Annotated in this window: 21 protein-coding genes; 18 read left to right on the top strand and 3 right to left on the bottom strand. The window is 64.1% G+C overall.

The window, feature by feature from the left end; all coding sequences use genetic code 11:
• The first annotated feature begins 180 nt into the window (after positions 1 to 180).
• From ruvC to EI983_RS13800, 18 genes are all read left to right on the top strand, one after another.
• Positions 181 to 681 (top strand): crossover junction endodeoxyribonuclease RuvC, encoded by a 501-nt coding sequence (ruvC, locus tag EI983_RS13885; protein WP_157707964.1) that lies wholly within the window; start codon positions 181 to 183, stop codon positions 679 to 681.
• A complete protein-coding gene (gene ruvA, locus EI983_RS13880; protein ID WP_157707963.1) occupies positions 678 to 1,340 on the top strand; it encodes a Holliday junction branch migration protein RuvA in 663 nt (220 codons plus the stop codon). Before ruvC ends, ruvA begins: the two co-directional genes overlap by 4 nt.
• 3 nt (positions 1,341 to 1,343) lie before the next feature.
• Positions 1,344 to 2,372, top strand: a complete 1,029-nt coding sequence (gene ruvB / locus EI983_RS13875) for a Holliday junction branch migration DNA helicase RuvB (protein WP_157707962.1) — start codon at positions 1,344 to 1,346, stop codon at positions 2,370 to 2,372.
• A gap of 141 nt (positions 2,373 to 2,513) precedes the next feature.
• On the top strand, positions 2,514 to 3,149 hold the full coding sequence (locus EI983_RS13870) for a hypothetical protein (protein ID WP_157707961.1): 636 nt from the start codon (positions 2,514 to 2,516) through the stop codon (positions 3,147 to 3,149).
• Between the two features lie 123 nt (positions 3,150 to 3,272).
• Complete coding sequence (locus tag EI983_RS13865) at positions 3,273 to 4,349, top strand: transporter substrate-binding domain-containing protein (RefSeq protein WP_157707960.1); 1,077 nt, start codon at positions 3,273 to 3,275, stop codon at positions 4,347 to 4,349.
• On the top strand, positions 4,349 to 5,365 hold the full coding sequence (locus tag EI983_RS13860) for a transporter substrate-binding domain-containing protein (RefSeq protein WP_157707959.1): 1,017 nt from the start codon (positions 4,349 to 4,351) through the stop codon (positions 5,363 to 5,365). The genes EI983_RS13865 and EI983_RS13860 overlap by 1 nt, the downstream gene beginning before the upstream one ends.
• The gene (gene thpR, locus EI983_RS13855; RefSeq protein ID WP_157709100.1) at positions 5,365 to 5,922 is read left to right on the top strand and encodes an RNA 2',3'-cyclic phosphodiesterase; all 558 of its coding nucleotides are present in this window, start codon (positions 5,365 to 5,367) and stop codon (positions 5,920 to 5,922) included. The genes EI983_RS13860 and thpR overlap by 1 nt, the downstream gene beginning before the upstream one ends.
• 76 nt (positions 5,923 to 5,998) lie before the next feature.
• Positions 5,999 to 6,388, top strand: coding sequence for a tol-pal system-associated acyl-CoA thioesterase (gene ybgC / locus EI983_RS13850; protein WP_157707958.1), 390 nt, complete (start codon positions 5,999 to 6,001; stop codon positions 6,386 to 6,388).
• Positions 6,389 to 6,502: 114 nt separating this feature from the next.
• Positions 6,503 to 7,198: a protein TolQ gene (gene tolQ / locus EI983_RS13845; RefSeq protein ID WP_157707957.1), complete on the top strand. Its 696-nt coding sequence runs from the start codon at positions 6,503 to 6,505 to the stop codon at positions 7,196 to 7,198.
• Positions 7,199 to 7,201: 3 nt separating this feature from the next.
• Positions 7,202 to 7,675, top strand: a complete 474-nt coding sequence (gene tolR, locus EI983_RS13840; RefSeq protein WP_157707956.1) for a protein TolR — start codon at positions 7,202 to 7,204, stop codon at positions 7,673 to 7,675.
• A gap of 10 nt (positions 7,676 to 7,685) precedes the next feature.
• The gene (locus tag EI983_RS13835) at positions 7,686 to 8,777 is read left to right on the top strand and encodes an energy transducer TonB (RefSeq protein ID WP_157707955.1); all 1,092 of its coding nucleotides are present in this window, start codon (positions 7,686 to 7,688) and stop codon (positions 8,775 to 8,777) included.
• A complete protein-coding gene (tolB, locus tag EI983_RS13830) occupies positions 8,777 to 10,111 on the top strand; it encodes a Tol-Pal system beta propeller repeat protein TolB (RefSeq protein ID WP_425500906.1) in 1,335 nt (444 codons plus the stop codon). Before EI983_RS13835 ends, tolB begins: the two co-directional genes overlap by 1 nt.
• 101 nt (positions 10,112 to 10,212) lie before the next feature.
• Positions 10,213 to 10,725 (top strand): peptidoglycan-associated lipoprotein Pal, encoded by a 513-nt coding sequence (gene pal / locus EI983_RS13825; RefSeq protein WP_157707953.1) that lies wholly within the window; start codon positions 10,213 to 10,215, stop codon positions 10,723 to 10,725.
• A gap of 16 nt (positions 10,726 to 10,741) precedes the next feature.
• A complete protein-coding gene (gene ybgF / locus EI983_RS13820; RefSeq protein ID WP_157707952.1) occupies positions 10,742 to 11,563 on the top strand; it encodes a tol-pal system protein YbgF in 822 nt (273 codons plus the stop codon).
• Positions 11,560 to 12,813, top strand: a complete 1,254-nt coding sequence (gene tilS / locus EI983_RS13815; protein ID WP_246162186.1) for a tRNA lysidine(34) synthetase TilS — start codon at positions 11,560 to 11,562, stop codon at positions 12,811 to 12,813. Before ybgF ends, tilS begins: the two co-directional genes overlap by 4 nt.
• A gap of 80 nt (positions 12,814 to 12,893) precedes the next feature.
• Complete coding sequence (gene ftsH, locus EI983_RS13810) at positions 12,894 to 14,822, top strand: ATP-dependent zinc metalloprotease FtsH (RefSeq protein ID WP_157707950.1); 1,929 nt, start codon at positions 12,894 to 12,896, stop codon at positions 14,820 to 14,822.
• Positions 14,823 to 14,926: 104 nt separating this feature from the next.
• The gene (locus EI983_RS13805) at positions 14,927 to 15,607 is read left to right on the top strand and encodes a methyltransferase domain-containing protein (RefSeq protein WP_246162417.1); all 681 of its coding nucleotides are present in this window, start codon (positions 14,927 to 14,929) and stop codon (positions 15,605 to 15,607) included.
• Between the two features lie 103 nt (positions 15,608 to 15,710).
• Positions 15,711 to 16,289: an MOSC domain-containing protein gene (locus tag EI983_RS13800; RefSeq protein WP_157707949.1), complete on the top strand. Its 579-nt coding sequence runs from the start codon at positions 15,711 to 15,713 to the stop codon at positions 16,287 to 16,289.
• On the opposite strand, the gene EI983_RS13795 is transcribed toward EI983_RS13800, so the two are convergent.
• From EI983_RS13795 to EI983_RS13785, 3 genes are read right to left on the bottom strand one after another with little or no spacing between them, the layout of a single operon-like run.
• A complete protein-coding gene (locus tag EI983_RS13795) occupies positions 16,286 to 17,080 on the bottom strand; it encodes a metal ABC transporter permease (RefSeq protein ID WP_157707948.1) in 795 nt (264 codons plus the stop codon). The genes EI983_RS13800 and EI983_RS13795 overlap by 4 nt on opposite strands.
• On the bottom strand, positions 17,073 to 17,834 hold the full coding sequence (locus EI983_RS13790) for a metal ABC transporter ATP-binding protein (protein ID WP_157707947.1): 762 nt from the start codon (positions 17,832 to 17,834) through the stop codon (positions 17,073 to 17,075). The genes EI983_RS13795 and EI983_RS13790 overlap by 8 nt, the downstream gene beginning before the upstream one ends.
• A complete protein-coding gene (locus tag EI983_RS13785; RefSeq protein ID WP_157707946.1) occupies positions 17,831 to 18,310 on the bottom strand; it encodes a transcriptional repressor in 480 nt (159 codons plus the stop codon). The genes EI983_RS13790 and EI983_RS13785 overlap by 4 nt, the downstream gene beginning before the upstream one ends.
• Positions 18,311 to 18,384: the final 74 nt, after the last annotated feature.

The raw sequence follows: 18,384 nt of genomic DNA, 5'->3' as shown, positions 1-18,384 counted from the left end.
GCAACTTATTGTAAAACAATGTTTTTATGGGATTTGAGCGGGCGCACCTCCCCGTTTGGACCGGTTCTGCGTGGCGCATCTGCCACAGGCGCGGGGCCTGAAGTCGGCGCATTCTGCTTGGCGTTTGTTCTTGTTTCGTGCTAGCCATGTGCAAAAGGGCGAAACGAGCAGGGCCAGGACATGCGGGTGATCGGGATTGACCCGGGGCTTCGATACCTCGGATGGGGGGTTCTGGAGATCTCCGGGAACCGGCTCAGCCATGTGGCAAACGGGGTCTGTGCCTCGGGCGATGGCAGCTTGGCCGAGCGGCTCTTGCGCCTGCATCAGCAACTGAGCGATGTGTTCACCCGGTTTGCGCCGGATATGGCCGCGGTGGAACAGACCTTCGTCAACAAGGATGGCGTGGCCACGCTCAAGCTTGGTCAGGCGCGCGGGATTGCCATGCTGGTGCCTGCGCAATTCGGGCTGGAGGTGGGGGAGTATGCCCCGAACAAGGTCAAGAAAACCGTCGTTGGCGTGGGCCATGCGGACAAGGCCCAGGTGATGCATATGGTCAAGGTGCAGTTGCCGGGGGTGGACCTGGCCGGGCCGGATGCGGCCGATGCGCTGGCTATTGCGATCTGTCACGCGCATCACGCACGCGCGCCGCAGGTGACAGCGGCGCGGCAGGTGCGCGCATGATTGGCCGTATCGCCGGACGGATTGACTATCGCGCGTCCGATCACGTGCTGATCGACGTGCGCGGCGTGGGGTATCTGGTCTATTGCTCAGAGCGCACTCTGGCCGCCTTGCCCGGAATTGGGGAGCATACGGCGCTTTATACCGACCTTCTGGTGCGCGAGGACAATCTGCAGCTTTTCGGCTTCACCACATTGACCGAGAAGGAATGGCACCGTCTGCTGATGTCGATCAACGGGGTCGGGGCGAAGGCGTCCCTGGCGATCCTGGGCACGCTGGGCCCCGACGGGGTGGGCCGCGCGATTGCATTGGGCGACTGGAACGCGGTAAAGGCGGCCAAGGGGATTGGTCCCAAGACGGCGCAGCGCGTGGTGATGGAACTGAAGGACAAGGCACCGGAGGTGATGGCCATGGGCGCCACCCCCGCACCCCTTCACGATAGCGGCGCCGCGGAAGTGGTTGAGCCTGTGACCGTTCCGGCGCAGGCCGCAGCGCCGGGCAACGCAAGCGCGCAGGCCGAGGCGCTTTCGGCGCTGACCAATCTGGGATACGCCCCGGGCGAGGCGGCGGGAGCGGTCGCACAGGCGGCGGGCGAGGCACCCGAGGCCGACACGGGTGGGCTGATCCGGGCCGCGTTGAAACTTCTGGCACCGAAAGGCTAGGGGATGGTTGGTTCGGATCCCACCCTGCGCCCGGAGCCGCTGCCCGAGGATGCCGATCGCGCCTTGCGGCCGCAGACACTGGACGATTTCATCGGGCAGGCCGAGGCACGGGCCAACCTGCGGGTGTTCATCCAGTCCGCGCGGCAGCGTGGCGAGGCGATGGATCACACGTTGTTTCATGGCCCGCCAGGGCTGGGCAAGACGACATTGGCGCAGATCGTGGCACGCGAGCTTGGGGTTGGCTTTCGCATGACGTCGGGGCCGGTGCTGGCCAAGGCCGGGGATCTGGCTGCGATCCTGACCAATCTGGAACGACATGATGTTCTGTTCATCGACGAGATCCACCGCCTGAACCCGGCAGTGGAGGAGGTGCTTTACCCGGCGCTTGAGGATTTCGAGCTTGATCTGGTGATAGGTGAGGGCCCTGCCGCGCGCACGGTGAGGATCGAGTTGCAGCCCTTCACTCTGGTGGGAGCGACGACGCGGCTGGGCCTGCTGACGACGCCTCTGCGGGACCGGTTCGGCATACCGACCCGGCTGCAATTCTATACGGTCGAGGAGTTGCACGAGATTGTCACGCGCAATGCCGCGCTGATGCAGGCCCCGGCGGAGGAGGCGGGCGCGATGGAGATTGCGCGCCGATCACGAGGCACGCCGCGGATCGCGGGCCGTTTGCTGCGGCGGGTGGTGGATTTCGCGGTGGTCGAAGGCGACGGGCGTATCACGCAGGCGCTGGCCGACAACGCGCTGACACGGCTGGGTGTGGATCATCTGGGGCTCGACGGGGCGGATCGGCGGTATTTGCGGCTCATTGCGGAGGCGTATCAGGGCGGTCCGGTCGGGATCGAGACGCTGAGCGCGGCGCTCAGCGAAAGCCGGGACGCGCTGGAGGAAGTGATCGAGCCGTTCCTGTTGCAACAGGGGCTGATCCAGCGCACGCCACGCGGGCGGATGCTGGCGCAGCGGGGCTGGCAGCATCTGGGGCTGGCCGCTCCGGGGCCGACCCCGCAGAGCGATCTCTTCGAAGGGTGAGTGCCGACATTCGTGCGGGGAAGGGTGAGATTTTTCGTACGAAAAATCTTGGGATGAGAAAATTCGTACGAATTTTCTGTGCTCTGGACCTGAGCGTCTGCTTGGTCCAATACCGCCGCACAGATCATCCGGAGCCGTGACATGACCCCTGACGACATCGAAGCCCTCTTCACCCGTGCCGATGGCGATTTCCTCTTTGCCCGCTGGGGCCGTCCGATTGCGCCGATCGTCTTTGGCGTCGACGATGCCACGTTGGAGATCGTCAAGGGCGCGATCGAGGCGGTTGTGGCGCTGGCATCGCACAGCATGGCTGAAACCGATCCGGAGCTGGGTGCGAACCTGATGCTCTTTTTCTTCCGCGAATGGGACGAGTTGACCGAACTGCCCGATCTCGACCGGCTGATCCCCGATCTCGGGCCGCTGGTGGACAGGCTGAAAGCGGCGGAGGCCAATCAGTACCGGATTTTCCGCTTTGACGAGGACGGGGCGATCAAGGCGGCGTTTGTGTTTCTGCGGATGGATGCAGAGCTGAGCGCGGTACCGGCCGAGACCCTTGCCCTGAGCCAGAGCGTTCAGACCATCCTGCTATGGTCGGACATGGCCTTTCGCGACAGCTCGCCGCTGGCCGTGGTGCCGGGAAGTGGCCCGGTGATCCTGCGCCCCGATATCGGAAACGTGATCCGCGCGGCGTATGATCCCGTCCTGCCACCGATGTCGCAGGAGGCATCCCAGGCGCTGCGCCTTTATGCCCGGGTTCAGGCGCTCGGCAGCTTGTGATCCTTTCCGCCGCTGCCGCAATCGGCCGCGCAGGGGCCAAGTTATCCACATTTTTCTTTGCCGCTGATCTTGACCGAAAGGGCAAGTTTGGCCTTAGTCCCCCTACATGTTGGGGGTACACGTATGCGCCATACCGTTTCTGGCCTGATTTTTGCTGTTCTGGCGTGTCTGGCAGCACCCGTGGCCGCGCAGGGCTGTGGTGGCAGCTATACCGTGAAGCGCGGCGAGAGCCTCTCGCTCATTGCGGACCGGCTTTACAAGAACGCGGGGATGTGGACGGCGATCCATGCCAACAACCTTGCTGCGATCGGTGAGGATCCGGATCGGATCCATGCCGGGATGCGCCTGTGGCTGGGCTGTATCGACGGGCGTCCGGCGGGGCTGGACGGGGGCGTCACGCTGAGCAATGTCACCGCCACCAGCGCGGCATTGACAGTCGAGCCCGGCACCGCCGCGACCCGGAGCAGGATCAACCTGATGACCGCGTCGGATTATGCCCCCTTCACCGACAGGGATCTGCCCAATGGCGGTATTCTCGCCGATGTGGTCAATGCAGCGATGAGGCAGGCGGACCCGCCACAGGGGTACGCGATCCACTGGGTTGAGGGATGGGGCTCTCATCTGGAGCCGCTTTTGTCGAATGCGCTTCTGGATATGGGGTTTCCCTGGATCCGGCCCGATTGCGAAAGCACGCCGGAGGAGTATCGCTGCGCCAATTTTCTGTTTTCCGATCCGATGTTTGAAATGCTGATGATCCTGTTTGTCTCCAGCGCGACACCGATGCGTTATGACGAGGATGCGGATATGCGCGGCAGGACGCTGTGCCGTCCCGCGGGCTATGCCACGCATCAGCTTGACCGGCCGGACCGGCGCTGGCTCTCGGAGGGGCAGGTGGTGCTGAAACAGCCGGTTGCGGTGGCCGATTGCTTTGCGATGCTGGTGGCGGGCGAGGTGGATGGCGTTGTGCTTAACGAATTCACGGGACGAGCGGCGATCAGGGATCTGGGCCTGAAGGACAAGGTGCAGGTGGCGCCGCGTCCGCTGGCCATCGAGGGGTTGCATGTGCTCGTGCACAAGACCCACCCGGACGCGGATGCGCTACTGACCATGATCAATGAGGGGCTGCGCGCAATCAAGCAGAACGGCGTCTATCAACACATCATCGATACCCATATGACCCGCGTCTGGGCAGAGTTCTGATGCGTGTGGCATCTGGCATCGCGGCGTTTATGTGTCTGCTCTGGCCCGGCGCGGTGCTGGCGCTTTGCGATGTCACCTACAAGGTGCAGCCGGGCGATACGCTTTTTTCCATTGCCGAGCAGCATTACGAGGACCGCGAGAAGTGGACGTTGATCTACTATTCCAACCAGGATGCTCTGGGCGGGATCGACAGCCTCGCGCCCGGTCTGGATGTCTATATTCCCTGCCCGGCGGACCATGCGGAGCCGGATGCGACGCCGCTCAGGCAGGCCGGTGCCGGGATGGTGCTGCTGACCGGCGGGAATTACGCGCCCTTTGTCGACAAAAGCTGGCCCGGGGAGGGCATGGTGACGGAGCTGGTGAATGCCGCACTTGAGCTCAGCCCGTCGCCGGTGCCCTACGAGGTGGTCTGGGAGGGTGACTGGGGGCAGCACCTGTTTCCGCTTCTGGATGACAAGACCTATGACATGGGCTTTCCCTGGCTGAAACCGGATTGCACAGAGCTGCCCGAAAACGAGCTTTGCGCCCGGTTTCACTTTTCCGAGCCGCTGATGGATTTGCCGATCATGCTGTTCAAGCGCGAGGACAGCGCGCTGGTCTATGACAGCGATGCCGATATTCCGGGCCGAACGCTCTGCCGTCCGGCGGGGTATTTCACCCATGATCTGGACCGTGCGGATCGCCGCTGGTTATCCGAAGGCAAGATCACGCTGGTACAGCCCGACAGCCCCGAGGCCTGCTTTGAGGCGCTGATGCAGGGCGAGGTGGATGCGGTGACGGTCAATGTCTTTCTGGGGGCGACCAAGATCGTGACTATGGGGTTGCGCGGTCGCGTTGTTCCCATCGACCGGCCGCTGAGCCGCGAGAACCTGTATGTGGTCATTTCCAAGACCCATTGGCGTGGCACGACGCATCTCTATCGCATCAATGCCGGGCTTGAGGCGCTGCGCGAGAGCGGGCGCTATCAGGAGATCGTCAACAAGCATCTGGAAATCTTCTGGGACCGGCTGAAGTGATGCGGGCCTTTGTGGCACTCGCCTTGCCCGAAGAGGTACGCGACGCGCTGGAAGAGGTGCAGGCAGGGCTGCGCTATGGGCGCCATGTGCCCTCCGAGAACATGCATGTGACGCTCGCCTTTCTCGACGATCAGCCCGAGACGCGGCTTGAGGCACTGCATGAGGCGCTGTCGGAGATCGCCATGCCTGCGCCCGAGCTGCGCATCACCGGGCTGGATGCGTTTGGCGGGCGCAGGCCGCGCCTGATCTTTGCGGCGCTGGACAAGACCAAACCGCTGGTCGATCTGCGCGCCGCTGTCCACACATGCGTGCGCCGTGCCGGGATCGATCTGCCGCGCGAACGCTTCCGCCCGCATATCACCCTCGCGCGGCTGCCGCATCAGCAACCCGATGGCCTTGCATCCGGTGTTGCGGCATTTCTCAACACGGCCTCGGGGTTTAGCGCGCCGCCTTTCTTTCCGTGCCATCTGGGCCTTTATGCCTCGCAGCTGACACCCGAGGGCCCGCTCTATTCCGACCTGGCGAGTTATCCCTTCACCTGCATTCCGAACGGCTGACCCCCGCTTCTTCCTGGTCAAAATACTCACATTCCGGCGCTTGCCACCCGCGATGCGCGCGCAGTAGGGTCTTCCTATGAGCCACCAGTTCGACATCCGCGTCTATTATGAAGACACCGATATGGCAGGCATTGTCTATTATGCCAATTACCTCAAATACATAGAGCGTGCGCGCAGCGACTGGGTGCGCCAGTTGGGGATTGATCAGAACGCCATGCGCGACGACGATGGCGTGGTGTTCGCCGTGCGCCGGGTGGAGGCCGATTATCACGCGTCGGCGCGGTTTGACGACCGGCTGAGCGTGACCACGCGGACGCAAAGCGTGAGTGGCGCGCGTCTGGTGATGGAGCAGGAACTGCACCGCGACGGGCAGCTGCTGTTCAGCGCGGTTGTTACCATCGTGTGTCTGAATGCAGCCGGTCAGCCGGTACGCCTACCGGCGAATATCCGCCAGATGGTCCACTAGGCACGCGTTTTTCGCTGCCCTGATGCGGTTCATGTTGGCTTTCCCCCTTTAAATAGGCTATTTTGCCTACAATTAAGGCCGCAACGCACCGGCCAACACAAAAAGAGCAGGCAGATGGAAGCAGAAACCCTGGCACTGGCGCAGGAGTTTGATTACTCCCTGTGGGCACTATTTCAGCGCGCCACCCTTATCGTGAAACTCGTGATGATCATGCTGACCGTGGCCTCGTTCTGGGGCTGGTCGATCATCATTCAGAAGCTCATCGTCTACCGCGCAGCGCGGCGTGAGGCCGAGGTGTTCGACCGCAAGTTCTGGTCGGGTGAGCCGCTGGACGAGCTGTTCGACGTGATCGGCCCCGATCCGGACGGGCAGTCTGAGAAGGTGTTTGCGGCGGGCATGATGGAATGGCGGCGCAGTCACCGGCAGGATGGCGGGCTGATCGCCGGGGCCACGGCGCGGATCGACCGGTCGATGGATGTGGCGATCGCGAAGGAAAGCGAGAGCCTGCAAAGCGGGCTGACCGTTCTGGCGACAATCGGCTCCACCGCGCCGTTCGTGGGTCTCTTCGGGACGGTCTGGGGCATCATGAATGCCTTTATCGAGATCGCCGAGCAGCAAAGCACCAACCTTGCCGTGGTCGCACCCGGCATCGCCGAGGCGCTTCTGGCCACGGGCCTGGGCCTTCTTGCGGCGATCCCGGCGGTGGTTTTCTACAACAAGCTGAGCTCGGATGCGGACCGGATCGTGGCAGGTTATGAGGCCTTTGCCGATGAGTTCGCGACGATCCTCAGCCGCCAGTTGGACAGCTGAGCGATGGGGGCCGGTGTCGTTCAGAAATCGGACGGAGGCAGCCGACGCCGCAGGGGTCGGGGCCGCAGCCGCCCGATGTCGGAGATCAACGTCACGCCCTTCGTGGATGTGATGCTTGTGCTTCTGATCATTTTCATGGTGGCCGCGCCGCTGATGACGGTGGGCGTGCCGGTCGAGCTGCCCAAGACGGCAGCCAACGCCCTGCCCGGTGAGCAGGAAGAGCCGCTGACCGTGACGGTGACCGCCGACGGCGTGGTGATGATCCAGACCACCGAAGTGGCCCGCGACGAGCTGGTGAACCGGCTGCGCGCCATTGCCGCCGAGCGAGAGGGGAGCCGGGTGTTCCTGCGCGCCGACGGGGCTGTGCCCTATGCGGATGTGATGCAGGTGATGGGCGCGCTCAACCGCGGTGGGTTCTCCAATATCGGGTTGGTGACGGATACCGGCGGGCCGTCGCTCGACGAGCAGGACGGCTGAGCCGGAGGCGATGAATACAGGGCAGTATATCTCGGGCGCGGGCCATATCGGCCTGATCGGCTGGGCGATTCTTGGCGGTGTCTTCACCGCCGAGCCGCTGCCGTTCGAGGTGACCGAGGTGACGGCGATTTCGTCCGAGGAATATGCCGCCCTGATCGCGCCGCAGCAAAGCCCTGAGGCGACCTCGGAGATCGTGACGCCCGAAGCGCCTGAACCCGAGGAAGAGACCCCCGATATTGCCGCCACACCCGACACAGCCCCCGAGCAGGTGGAGCCCGAAGTGGCCGAGCCTGCCACGGTGGACGACACGCCCGAGGTGACAGAACCGGCGCCACTGCCCGAGGCGGAGGTGTCGGATGATCCGCCCGTGCTGGAGCCGCCGTCGGAAGATGTGGCGGTGCTTTTGCCCGATGACGCCGTGCGCCCGCAGCCGCGCCCGGCAGAGCGTGTGGCGCCCGAGCCCGTGGCCCAGCCCGAGCCGGATGTGCGCATTGACGACGTGACCCAACCCGAGACCGCGCCGGACGAGGCCGCGGAGATACCCCGCGAGGAGACCGAGCAGAGCGCCGAGGAAGAGGCCACCACCGAGATCGTGACCGAGGCCGAAGAGCCGGCGCAGTCCGCCCCGACGCGTTCGGTCCGGCCCAAGACACGGCCCAGCCGCCCGCAGCCAACCGAAGAGCCCGCCGAGAGCAGTCAACCCGATACCGCCGTCAATGACGCGCTGGCCGAGGCGCTGGGCAACAGCGGCGGCGAGACGCAGCGCGCGCCCAGCGGACCGCCGTTGACCGCCGGCGAGAAGGATGCGCTCCGGGTCGCGGTGGAGAAATGCTGGAACGTGGGGTCGCTCAGTTCCGAGGCGTTGCAGACCACTGTGGTGGTGAGCGTTCAGATGGCCGAGGACGGCAAGCCCAATATCGGCACGATCCGCATGATCGGGTCGGAAGGCGGCAGCGGCACGGCGGCCCGGCAGGCCTTTGAGGCCGCGCGGCGGGCGATTATCCGTTGCGGGTCTTCAGGCTTCAATCTTCCCCGCGACAAGTTCGATCACTGGCGCGATATTGAAATGACCTTCAATCCTGAGAAAATGAGGATCAAATGATGGTACGTGTACTGACTCTCCTTGTTGCCCTAACCCTTTGGGGCGCGGCCTTTTTTGGCCCTGCTGCGGCGCAGGAGAGTGGCCCTCTGAGGATTGAGATCACCGAAGGCGTGATCGAGCCATTGCCTTTTGCGGTGCCCGATTTTGTGTCGGATGACAGTGCCGGGGCCGAGTTTGGGCAAAAAATCGCCCGTGTGATTTCGGACGATCTGACCGGCACCGGCCTCTTTCGCGAGATCCCCAAGGATGCCTTCATCAGCACGATCACCAGCTTCTCCAGCCCGGTGCAATATGCCGACTGGAAGGCGATCAACGCCCAGGCGCTGATCAGCGGCGCGGTGAGCGTGGATGACGCGGGCAAGCTGGTGGTGCGGTTCCGTATTTATGACGTTTTTGCCGGGCAGGAGCTGGGCCAGGGGCTGCAATTGGTGGGCACGCAGGACGGCTGGAGGCGGATCGCGCATAAGGTGGCCGATCAGGTCTATTCCCGGATCACCGGTGAGGGCGGGTATTTCGACAGCCGGGTGGTATTTGTCGCCGAGAGCGGGCCGAAGGACGCGCGCCAGAAGCGTCTGGCGATCATGGATTATGACGGCGCGAATGTGCAGTATCTGACCGACAGCTCGTCGCTGGTGCTGGCGCCGCGCTTCTCGCCCACGGGCGACCGGGTGCTGTACACAAGCTATGAGACGGGTTTTCCCAAGATTTACGTGCTGGATGTGGCCTCGGTTGGCCGACGCGCGCTGGACACGCAGGACGGCACGATGAGCTTTGCCCCGCGCTTTGCCCCCGATGGGCGCACGGTGGTCTATTCGCTGACCCGGGGCGGCAACACGGACCTCTACCGCATGACCATCGACGGCGGTGCGCCGGAGCGGCTGACGGTGACGCCCTCGATCGAGACCGCGCCAAGTTTCAGCCCCGATGGCAGCCAGATCGTGTTTGAGAGCGACCGGTCAGGTGTTCCGCAGCTTTATATCATGAGTGCTGGCGGCGGCGAGGCGCGGCGCATCAGCCAGGGGCAGGGCCGCTATGGCACGCCGGTGTGGTCGCCGCGCGGGGATCTCATCGCCTTTACCAAGCAATCCAAGGGCCGGTTCCATATCGGCGTGATGCGCGTGGATGGCAGCGAAGAGCGGCTTCTGACCGCGTCGTTCCTCGATGAGGGGCCAACCTGGGCTCCGAACGGTCGGGTGATCATGTTTACCCGCGAGACGCAGGGCGCGCAGGGCCGGGCCAGCCTTTATTCGGTCGACATCACCGGGCGTAACCTGCGGCAGGTGCCAACCTCGACCGGGGCGAGCGATCCGGCCTGGTCGCCCTTGCAGAACTGACGGGTTAATATTTTTTTGAGCATGGTCGGGATGGCTGTGATAGAACGACATCAGAGCATGTGACAACACCAAGAACCAAATTCAATGAGTGGGGCAAAACCATGAAACTTCTCAGCAAAGCCGTGATCCTGAGCGCCGGTCTGGCGCTTGCGGCCTGTTCCAATGCAGGCCGGTTCGACGACACCAACGACGTGACCCTGAACGGGAGCAACGCGGGCATCGTGCCGGGCTCGGCGCAGGATCCGAAATCACCGCTTTATTTCCAGCAGACCGTGGGTGACCGGGTGCTGTTCGAGGTGGACCAGTCCACCCTGAGCCCGACGGGCCGCGCAACGCTTGACGGGCAATCGAGCTGGCTGACCAACAACCCGGAGTATAACGCACTGATCGAAGGCCACGCGGACGAGCAGGGCACGCGGCAGTACAACCTTGCGCTGGGCGCGCGCCGGGCGGCGGCGGTGCAGGACTATCTGATCAGCCGCGGTGTGGCGGGCAACCGGATCAAGGTGGTCAGCTATGGCAAGGAACGGCCGATCGAGATCTGCAGCGAGGAAAGCTGCTATGCCAAAAACCGCCGCGCCGTGACGGTGGTTTCGGTCGTCCCGTCCAGCTAAGCCGGGAATGACGATCATGCGCCGCTTTATCTGTCTTGTGATTGCCCTTGTTGCCATGCCTGTCGCGGTGGCGGCGCAATCCACCGAAACGCTGGCCGATATCCGGCAGGAACTGTCGGTGCTTTACGTTGAGGTCCAGAAGCTTAACCGCGAGCTGTCCACAACGGGGGGAGCTGGCACAGCGACCGGTGGCCAAAGCCTTCTCGACCGGGTCAACACGATCGAAAGCGAGCTGGCGCGGCTGACCGCCAAGACCGAGGAGCTGGAGCTGCGGATCGCCCGCGTGGTGAAGGATGGCAGCAACCGGATCGGCGATCTGGAGTTTCGCCTGTGTGAGCTGGAGGCCAATTGCGACATCGGCCAGTTGAGCGAGGGCACGACGCTGGGCGGTGTCGAGGTCAGCGAAGGCGCGTTGCCGATCACGCAGCCCTCCGATGATCCGGCGGTCGAGATGGCCGTGGGTGAGAAAGCCGACTTTGATCGCGCCGAAGAGGCGCTGGCGGCGGGCAACTGGGCCGAAGCGGCTGAGATGTTTGCGGCATTCCGTGCGAATTACCCCGGCGGACCGCTGACCGATCAGGCCGGCATCATGCGCGGCGATGCCCTGGAAGGGGCGGGCGATCTGACAGGTGCCGCGCGGGCCTATCTCGATGTGTTCAGTGCGGCGCCAGAGGGGCCGATGGCCGCCGATGCGCTTTATAATCTGGGCCGTGCGCTGGGCCAGTTGGGTCAGACCGAAGAAGCCTGTGTGACGCTGAGCGAGGTCGGGGTGCGTTTTCCGGGCTCTGACGCGGTGCTGGAAGCACAATCGGCGCGGCAAAACCTGGGATGTCCGTGAGCGGCGGCGCAACGCCTGCCTTTCAACAGATCGCGGCGCATTTTGCGCCTGACATGCCTCAATGCCTTGGCGTTGCTGTCTCGGGGGGCAGCGATTCACTGGGTCTTCTGACGTTGCTGCACGACTGGGCGTTGGCCGGTGGCCCGGCGTTGCGCGCGGTGACCGTGGATCACGGGCTTCGGCCCGAGGCCGCGCAGGAAGCCGAGGCGGTCGCGCGGGTGTGTGCCGGGCTCGACCTGCCGCATAACACCCTGCGAATCGAGATTTCGGACCAGGCGGGCAATGTGATGGATATGGCCCGGCGCGGGCGATATGCGGCCCTCGCGCAATGGGCGAAGGAGCATCGGTTATCCGATATCGCCCTGGGCCACACATCGGACGACCTGGCCGAGACCTTTCTGATGCGCCTGTCGCGAGAGGCCGGGCTGAGCGGTTTGTCGGCCATGACGGCCCGCCGGGTGGTGGACGGGGTCACCTTTCACCGGCCGCTGCTTTCGGTCAGCCGTATGTCGCTGCGTGATCTGCTGACCGGGCGCGGTGTGGACTGGGTTGAGGACCCGACAAATGACGACCCTGCCTATGACCGCACCCGCGCGCGGGCCATTCTGAAAGAGCTTGCACCGCTTGGCATCTCCGCCGGGACGCTGGCCAGCGTGGCGTGCAATCTGCGGGAGGCCGATGAGGCCCTGAGAAACTGCGCCTGCAAGGCCGCTGAAGATATCGTGCAATTCGATGCTGGCGATGTGGTGCTCGCGCGCGACGCACTTTTTGATCAGCCCGGCGAGATTTTGCGGGCGCTGCTGCTGGCCGCGTTGAACTGGGTGGGGAATGAGGGATATCCGCCACGCGGGTCCGCCATGAGTGATCTGATCGAACAGGCCCGTGACGGTAAGGACCGGACCTTGCAGGGCTGCTCTATCCTGTCGCGCGCATCCCATTTGCGCATCTGCCGCGAGTGGAAGGCGGTGGCGGAGACGCGTTGCGCGACCTCGGAGATCTGGGACGGTCGGTGGCAGTTGCACGGGCCGCATCAGGACGATCTGCACATCGGGGCCCTGGGCGAGGCGGGTCTGCCGCTCTGCCCGGACCGCAAGGAAACGGGCCGACCGTCTGCCAGCCTGATCGCCAGCCCCGCGGTGTGGCGGGGCACGGAATTGATCGCAGCGCCGCTTGCCGGGCTGGCAAATGGATGGTCTGCCACATTATTGCGCGAGGAAGACAGCTTTACCGCCACACTATTATCGCATTGAAGTACGAGGTATGATCTCTATTTAAGAGCCAAGGGCGTTGTGTTAGACGCAACACCGACCGATGTCATGGGAGACTTTCCTTGGGTAACGCACGCAATCTCGCCTTCTGGCTGGTTCTGTTCCTGTTGATTCTGGCACTGTTCAACCTGTTTTCAGGGTCGGGCAACACGTTGCAAAGCCAGACGGTGAAATATTCCGACTTTGTCGAGCAGGTGGATGCCGGCAATATCGAACAGGTCACGATCGATGGTGAAAGCGTTCGCTTTCGCGGCTCGGATGGCAAGGACTATGTGACCATCAAGCCCGAAGATGCCGAACTGACCCCGATGCTGATCGAAAAAGGCGTGCCTGTCAGCGCCGAAAGCCAGGAGCAATCGGGCTTCCAGACCTTCCTGTTGAGCCTGCTGCCCTTCCTGCTGCTGATCGGTGTGTGGATCTACTTCATGAACCGCATGCAGGGCGGGGGCCGGGGCGGCGCGATGGGCTTTGGCAAATCCAAGGCCAAGATGCTGACCGAGAAACATGGCCGCGTGACCTTTGACGACGTGGCGGGCATCGACGAGGCCAAGGAAGAACTGGAGGAGATCGTCGAGTTTCTCCGCAACCCGCAGAAATTCAGCCGCCTTGGTGGCAAGATCCCCAAGGGCGCGCTGCTTGTCGGCCCTCCGGGTACTGGTAAGACCCTGCTGGCGCGTGCGATTGCAGGCGAGGCGGGGGTGCCGTTCTTCACCATTTCCGGCTCGGACTTTGTGGAAATGTTCGTAGGTGTCGGGGCGTCCCGTGTGCGCGACATGTTCGAACAGGCCAAGAAGAACGCGCCGTGTATCGTTTTTATCGACGAGATCGACGCCGTGGGCCGTCACCGGGGTGCCGGCTATGGCGGCGGCAATGACGAGCGCGAGCAGACGCTGAACCAGCTTCTGGTCGAAATGGACGGGTTCGAGGCGAATGAGGGCGTGATCATCATCGCGGCCACCAACCGCAAGGATGTGCTTGATCCCGCGCTGCTGCGTCCGGGCCGGTTTGACCGTCAGGTCACGGTGCCGAACCCCGATATCAAGGGCCGCGAGAAAATCCTTGGTGTGCACGCCCGCAAGACCCCGCTGGGTCCGGATGTGGACCTGCGGATCATCGCCCGCGGCTCGCCCGGCTTCTCTGGTGCGGATCTGGCGAACCTGGTGAATGAGGCCGCACTGATGGCCGCCCGCGTCGGCCGCCGCTTTGTCACGATGGAAGACTTCGAGAATGCCAAGGACAAGGTCATGATGGGGGCCGAGCGCCGCTCGATGGTGCTGACCGACGATCAGAAGGAAAAAACCGCCTATCACGAGGCGGGCCATGCCATCGTGGGTCTGACCCTTCCCAAATGCGACCCGGTCTACAAGGCCACGATCATCCCGCGCGGTGGTGCGCTGGGGATGGTGGTCAGCCTGCCCGAGATCGACCGTCTGAACTGGCACAAATCCGAGTGCGAGGAAAAGCTGGCCATGACCATGGCGGGCAAGGCGGCAGAAATCCTGAAATACGGGCCTGATGACGTCTCGAACGGCCCTGCCGGTGACATTCAGCAGGCCAGCGGGCTGGCGCGCGCGATGGTGCTGCGCTGGGGCATGTCCGACAAGGTGGGCAATGTCGATTATGAGCAGGCCCATGAAGGTTATATGGGCAATGCCGCCGGTGGTTTCTCGATTTCGGCCCACACGAAGGAGCTGATCGAGGAAGAGGTCAAGCGCCTGATCGACGAGGCCTATGCGAGCGCCTACAAGATCCTTGAGGACCGCAAGGACGACTGGGAACGTCTGGCGCAGGGGCTCTTGGAGTATGAGACGCTGACCGGCGAGGAGATCGAGCGCGTGATCCGGGGAGAGCCGCCGGAAGAGGATGACGGCAACGACGCGGGTACGCCCGAGAAGGTCGATACGCCCTCGCTCACCGCGATTCCGAAGACCAAGCCGAAATCCAATCCCGGCCTCGGAGAGGGCGGCCCGGAGCCCGAGCCCTCGGCGTGAGCGGGACAGCCGTCAGATCCGGGGACTGGAACCCGAGCGCCTATGCCCGGTTTCATGACCTGCGCCTGCGCCCGGGGCTCGACCTGCTCAACGCGGTCAGCCAGATGGGCGCGGGCGATATCGTCGATCTGGGCTGTGGTAACGGCGCGCTGGCTCAGGCCTTGTCTGCACGGGCGGGCGGGCGCGAGCTGGTCGGGGTGGATGCCTCACCGGCGATGCTGGCGAAGGCCCGGCAGGTCAAGGGATATTCCGCCCTGCAACAGGCCGATATCGACAACTGGCACCCGCGCCGCGCACCGGGTCTGATCTTCTCCAATGCCGTGCTGCATTGGGTTGGCCATCATGAACAGCTTTTGCCCAAGCTGGCCCGGATGCTGGGCAAAGGGGGCACGCTTGCCGTGCAGATGCCGCATCAGAACAAGGCGCCGTCGCACCGGGTCTGGCTGACCCTGGTCGAGGAGATGTTCCCGGGACGGGTCGAGAAGATGGGCACGCCTGGGGTCATGGCCCCGGTGAAATACGATGAGCTTCTCGCGCCGATGGGTCAGTTCCGCCTGTGGGAGACCGAGTATTATCAGCGCCTCATGGCCGAACCCGGGAGCCATCCGGTGCGCCGCTATACCGAGAGCACGTATGCCCGTCCGATCCTGCAGGCGCTGGAACCGGATGAAAAGGCCGAGCTGATTGCCCGCTACGAAGAGGTCATGCGCACGGCCTATCCGGTACGCGAGGATGGCTCGGTTCTGTTCCCGTTCCGGCGGATGTTCTTTACCCTGACAATCTGACCCATTCCCGCCGGTGATCGCCCGATCACGGAAAGTGGATTGACCCATCCGCCTGCCTGCCGGACAGTGGGCGCATTGCAGTTTATCCCATTGGAGACAGGTCATGCCCGCGCTGAAACCCACCGATCATTATGCCACCGTCACCTGGCTGGGCCGGGTCGCTCCGGGCCGGGACGATATCCGCTCGGAGGCCTTGCAGTCGGTTGATCTGAGCTTTGAGGGGATCGAAGGCGAGCTGCATTCGGGGCGCACGCGCGCCTCTTGTGTGCGGGTCAAGACGCAGTATCCCGAAGGCACCGAAATCGCCAATGTGCGCCAGTTCTCGGTGCTGTCAGCCGAGGAATTGCAGGAGATCGCCGATGAGATCGGGCTTGACGCGCTGGACCCGGAATGGCTGGGGGCCACGCTGGTGATCGAGGGCATTCCCGACTTCAGCCATGTGCCGCCGTCATCGCGGCTTCAGAACGAGGCGGGGACCTGCCTTGTGATCGACATGCAGAACCGGCCTTGTGTCTATCCGGCCAAGGAGATCGAGAAGGACAAGCCCGGCCACGGCAAGGCGTTTCTTCCGGCGGCGAAGGGCAAGCGCGGCGTGACCGCCTGGGTCGAGCGCCCGGGCCCATTGGCCCTGGGCGACCGGCTGCGCCTGCATATCCCCGATCAGCGCGCCTGGCAGGCTTAGCGTGCGACGCCCACGGCCTTCAGAACGCTGGTAAAGGCGAAGGCCGCGGCGGCGCAGCATACGATCGTTGGTCCGGTTGGCGTATCCTGAAGATAGGAGAGCCACACCCCCAGCAGCGCCGAGGAGGCCGCGATGCCTGCGGCGATGCCCGCCATCCGCTCAGGCGTGTTGGCCAGCGGCCGCGCGGCAGCGGCGGGGATGATCAGCAGGGCCGCGATCAGCAGCACCCCCACCACCTTGATCGCCACGGCAACAACAACGGCCAGGGCCACGGTCAGCACGAGTTGCTCGCGCTTGGGGTCGATCCCGCTGGCATGGGCCAGATCGGGGCTGAGCGTTGCGGTCAGCAGCGCCTGCCAGCGCCAGGCGAGCCCGCCCAGAACCAGTGCCGATCCGCCCCAGATCACCGCAAGGTCGGTGCGGCTGACGGTCAGGATATCGCCAAAGAGATAGGCCATGAGGTCAATGCGGATCCCGTCGATCAGCGCCACCGCCACCAGTCCGAAGGCGAGCGCGGAATGTGCCAGCACCCCCAGCAAAGTGTCCATCGCATAGCCGCGCCCCGACAGCGCCGAGACGGTCAGCGCCATCAAGAGCGCCACGCCGAGCGCGCCTGCGAAGACCGACACCGAAAACCCCAGTGCCAGCGCCACGCCGAGGATCGAGGCATGCGCCGTGGCATCACCGAAATAGGCCATCCGCCGCCAGACCACGAAACAGCCCAGAGGGGCCGCGGCCAGCGCCACGCCCAGCCCCGCCAGCGCAGCGCGGATCAGGAAATCATCAAGCATCTTCGTGGGTCTCCCGCAGCGGATCATGCGCGCAGCCGTGGCCATGATGGGCGTGATCGTGGTCATGATCATGCCGGTAGAGCGCCAGCGCCCCTTGTGTGCCCGAGCCAAACAGGGCGCGGTATTCGGGGGCGGAGGCCACAAGCTCGGGCTGTCCTTCGCAACAGACATGGCCATTGAGGCAGATGACCCGGTCAGAGGCTGACATCACCACATGCAGCTCGTGGCTGACCATCAGTACGGCGCAGCCCATCTCGCGGCGGACCTCTTCGATCTGGCGGTAAAACGCCGCCGAGCCGGGCTGATCGAGCCCCTGCGTGGCCTCGTCGAGGATCAGAAGATCGGGCGCGTCGATCAGGGCGCGCGCCAGCAGCACGCGCTGAAACTGCCCCCCCGAGAGCTCTGTCATCTGCCGGTCGCGCAGATGCGGCAGGCCCGCATGGTCAAGTGCGTTGTCGATCTGGGCGCGGTTGTGACGGCGGGGCAGGCCCATGAAACGATGCACCGAGATGGGCAGGGTGGGGTCGATATGCAATTGTTGCGGCACATAGCCGATTCTGAGCCCCGGTGCCCGGGTCAGTCGGCCCTCGATAGCAACCGCGCCGATCAGGGCGCGCAAGAGCGTGGATTTGCCCGACCCGTTGGGGCCGACGATGGTCACGATCTCGCCCCGGTCGATGTGAAAATCCACATGATGCAGGACGCGCTGGCCGCCCAGTTGGACCGACATGGCCTCTGTTTCGATCAGTCTCATGCGGCCTTTTCCTGGCAGGAGGGACAGAGGCCAAGGGCCTCGACCACGGCTTGTTCTATGGCAAAGCCGCTTTCGGCGGCGGCGCGGCCCAGCATCCCGCCTGCAGGGTCGGCATGGGCTTCGGCAACTGCATCGCAGCCTCGGCAGATCAGGAAGGCCGGGGTGTGATCCTGGCCCATATGCGCACAGGCGATGAAGGCATTGAGCCGCTCGATCTTGTGCGCAAACCCATGCCGCACGAGGAAGTCGAGCGCGCGGTAGGCCACCGGCGGCTGCGAGCCCAGATCCTCGGCGCGCAGGATGTCGAGGATGTCATAGGCCCCCATGGCGCGGTGTTCCTGCAACAGGATTTCGAGCACCCGCCGCCGCACGGGCGTAAACTGCAGCCCGCGCGCGTCGCAATAGCGATCCACCGCGCTGAGGCCGCTGGTGATGCAACTTTTGTGGTCGTGCTGGTCAAATCCGATCGGATCCATGGCGGGCCTCCGGCAGGTGAGTCCTCGGGGTTGATATGTTATAAAGTAACATATAGCAACAGCGCAGATGATTC

This window comes from Roseovarius faecimaris, from assembly GCF_009762325.1.
Taxonomy (GTDB): domain Bacteria; phylum Pseudomonadota; class Alphaproteobacteria; order Rhodobacterales; family Rhodobacteraceae; genus Roseovarius; species Roseovarius faecimaris.
This window is presented reverse-complemented; position numbering and strand designations above follow the sequence as displayed.

What these genes read in the sequence shown, in the direction of transcription:
- tolQ (WP_157707957.1), top strand. Translation starts at nt 6,503, where the DNA reads ATGGAAGCAGAAACCCTGGCACTGGCGCAGGAGTTTGATTACTCCCTG.
- ruvA (WP_157707963.1), top strand. Translation starts at nt 678, where the DNA reads ATGATTGGCCGTATCGCCGGACGGATTGACTATCGCGCGTCCGATCAC.
- ybgC (WP_157707958.1), top strand. Translation starts at nt 5,999, where the DNA reads ATGAGCCACCAGTTCGACATCCGCGTCTATTATGAAGACACCGATATG.
- EI983_RS13860 (WP_157707959.1), top strand. Translation starts at nt 4,349, where the DNA reads ATGCGTGTGGCATCTGGCATCGCGGCGTTTATGTGTCTGCTCTGGCCC.
- EI983_RS13800 (WP_157707949.1), top strand. Translation starts at nt 15,711, where the DNA reads ATGCCCGCGCTGAAACCCACCGATCATTATGCCACCGTCACCTGGCTG.
- EI983_RS13790 (WP_157707947.1), bottom strand. Translation starts at nt 17,834, where the DNA reads ATGAGACTGATCGAAACAGAGGCCATGTCGGTCCAACTGGGCGGCCAG.
- thpR (WP_157709100.1), top strand. Translation starts at nt 5,365, where the DNA reads ATGCGGGCCTTTGTGGCACTCGCCTTGCCCGAAGAGGTACGCGACGCG.
- tolB (WP_425500906.1), top strand. Translation starts at nt 8,777, where the DNA reads ATGGTACGTGTACTGACTCTCCTTGTTGCCCTAACCCTTTGGGGCGCG.
- ybgF (WP_157707952.1), top strand. Translation starts at nt 10,742, where the DNA reads ATGCGCCGCTTTATCTGTCTTGTGATTGCCCTTGTTGCCATGCCTGTC.
- EI983_RS13835 (WP_157707955.1), top strand. Translation starts at nt 7,686, where the DNA reads ATGAATACAGGGCAGTATATCTCGGGCGCGGGCCATATCGGCCTGATC.
- EI983_RS13870 (WP_157707961.1), top strand. Translation starts at nt 2,514, where the DNA reads ATGACCCCTGACGACATCGAAGCCCTCTTCACCCGTGCCGATGGCGAT.
- ruvC (WP_157707964.1), top strand. Translation starts at nt 181, where the DNA reads ATGCGGGTGATCGGGATTGACCCGGGGCTTCGATACCTCGGATGGGGG.
- pal (WP_157707953.1), top strand. Translation starts at nt 10,213, where the DNA reads ATGAAACTTCTCAGCAAAGCCGTGATCCTGAGCGCCGGTCTGGCGCTT.
- EI983_RS13795 (WP_157707948.1), bottom strand. Translation starts at nt 17,080, where the DNA reads ATGCTTGATGATTTCCTGATCCGCGCTGCGCTGGCGGGGCTGGGCGTG.
- EI983_RS13785 (WP_157707946.1), bottom strand. Translation starts at nt 18,310, where the DNA reads ATGGATCCGATCGGATTTGACCAGCACGACCACAAAAGTTGCATCACC.
- EI983_RS13865 (WP_157707960.1), top strand. Translation starts at nt 3,273, where the DNA reads ATGCGCCATACCGTTTCTGGCCTGATTTTTGCTGTTCTGGCGTGTCTG.
- ruvB (WP_157707962.1), top strand. Translation starts at nt 1,344, where the DNA reads ATGGTTGGTTCGGATCCCACCCTGCGCCCGGAGCCGCTGCCCGAGGAT.
- EI983_RS13805 (WP_246162417.1), top strand. Translation starts at nt 14,927, where the DNA reads ATGGGCGCGGGCGATATCGTCGATCTGGGCTGTGGTAACGGCGCGCTG.
- tolR (WP_157707956.1), top strand. Translation starts at nt 7,202, where the DNA reads ATGGGGGCCGGTGTCGTTCAGAAATCGGACGGAGGCAGCCGACGCCGC.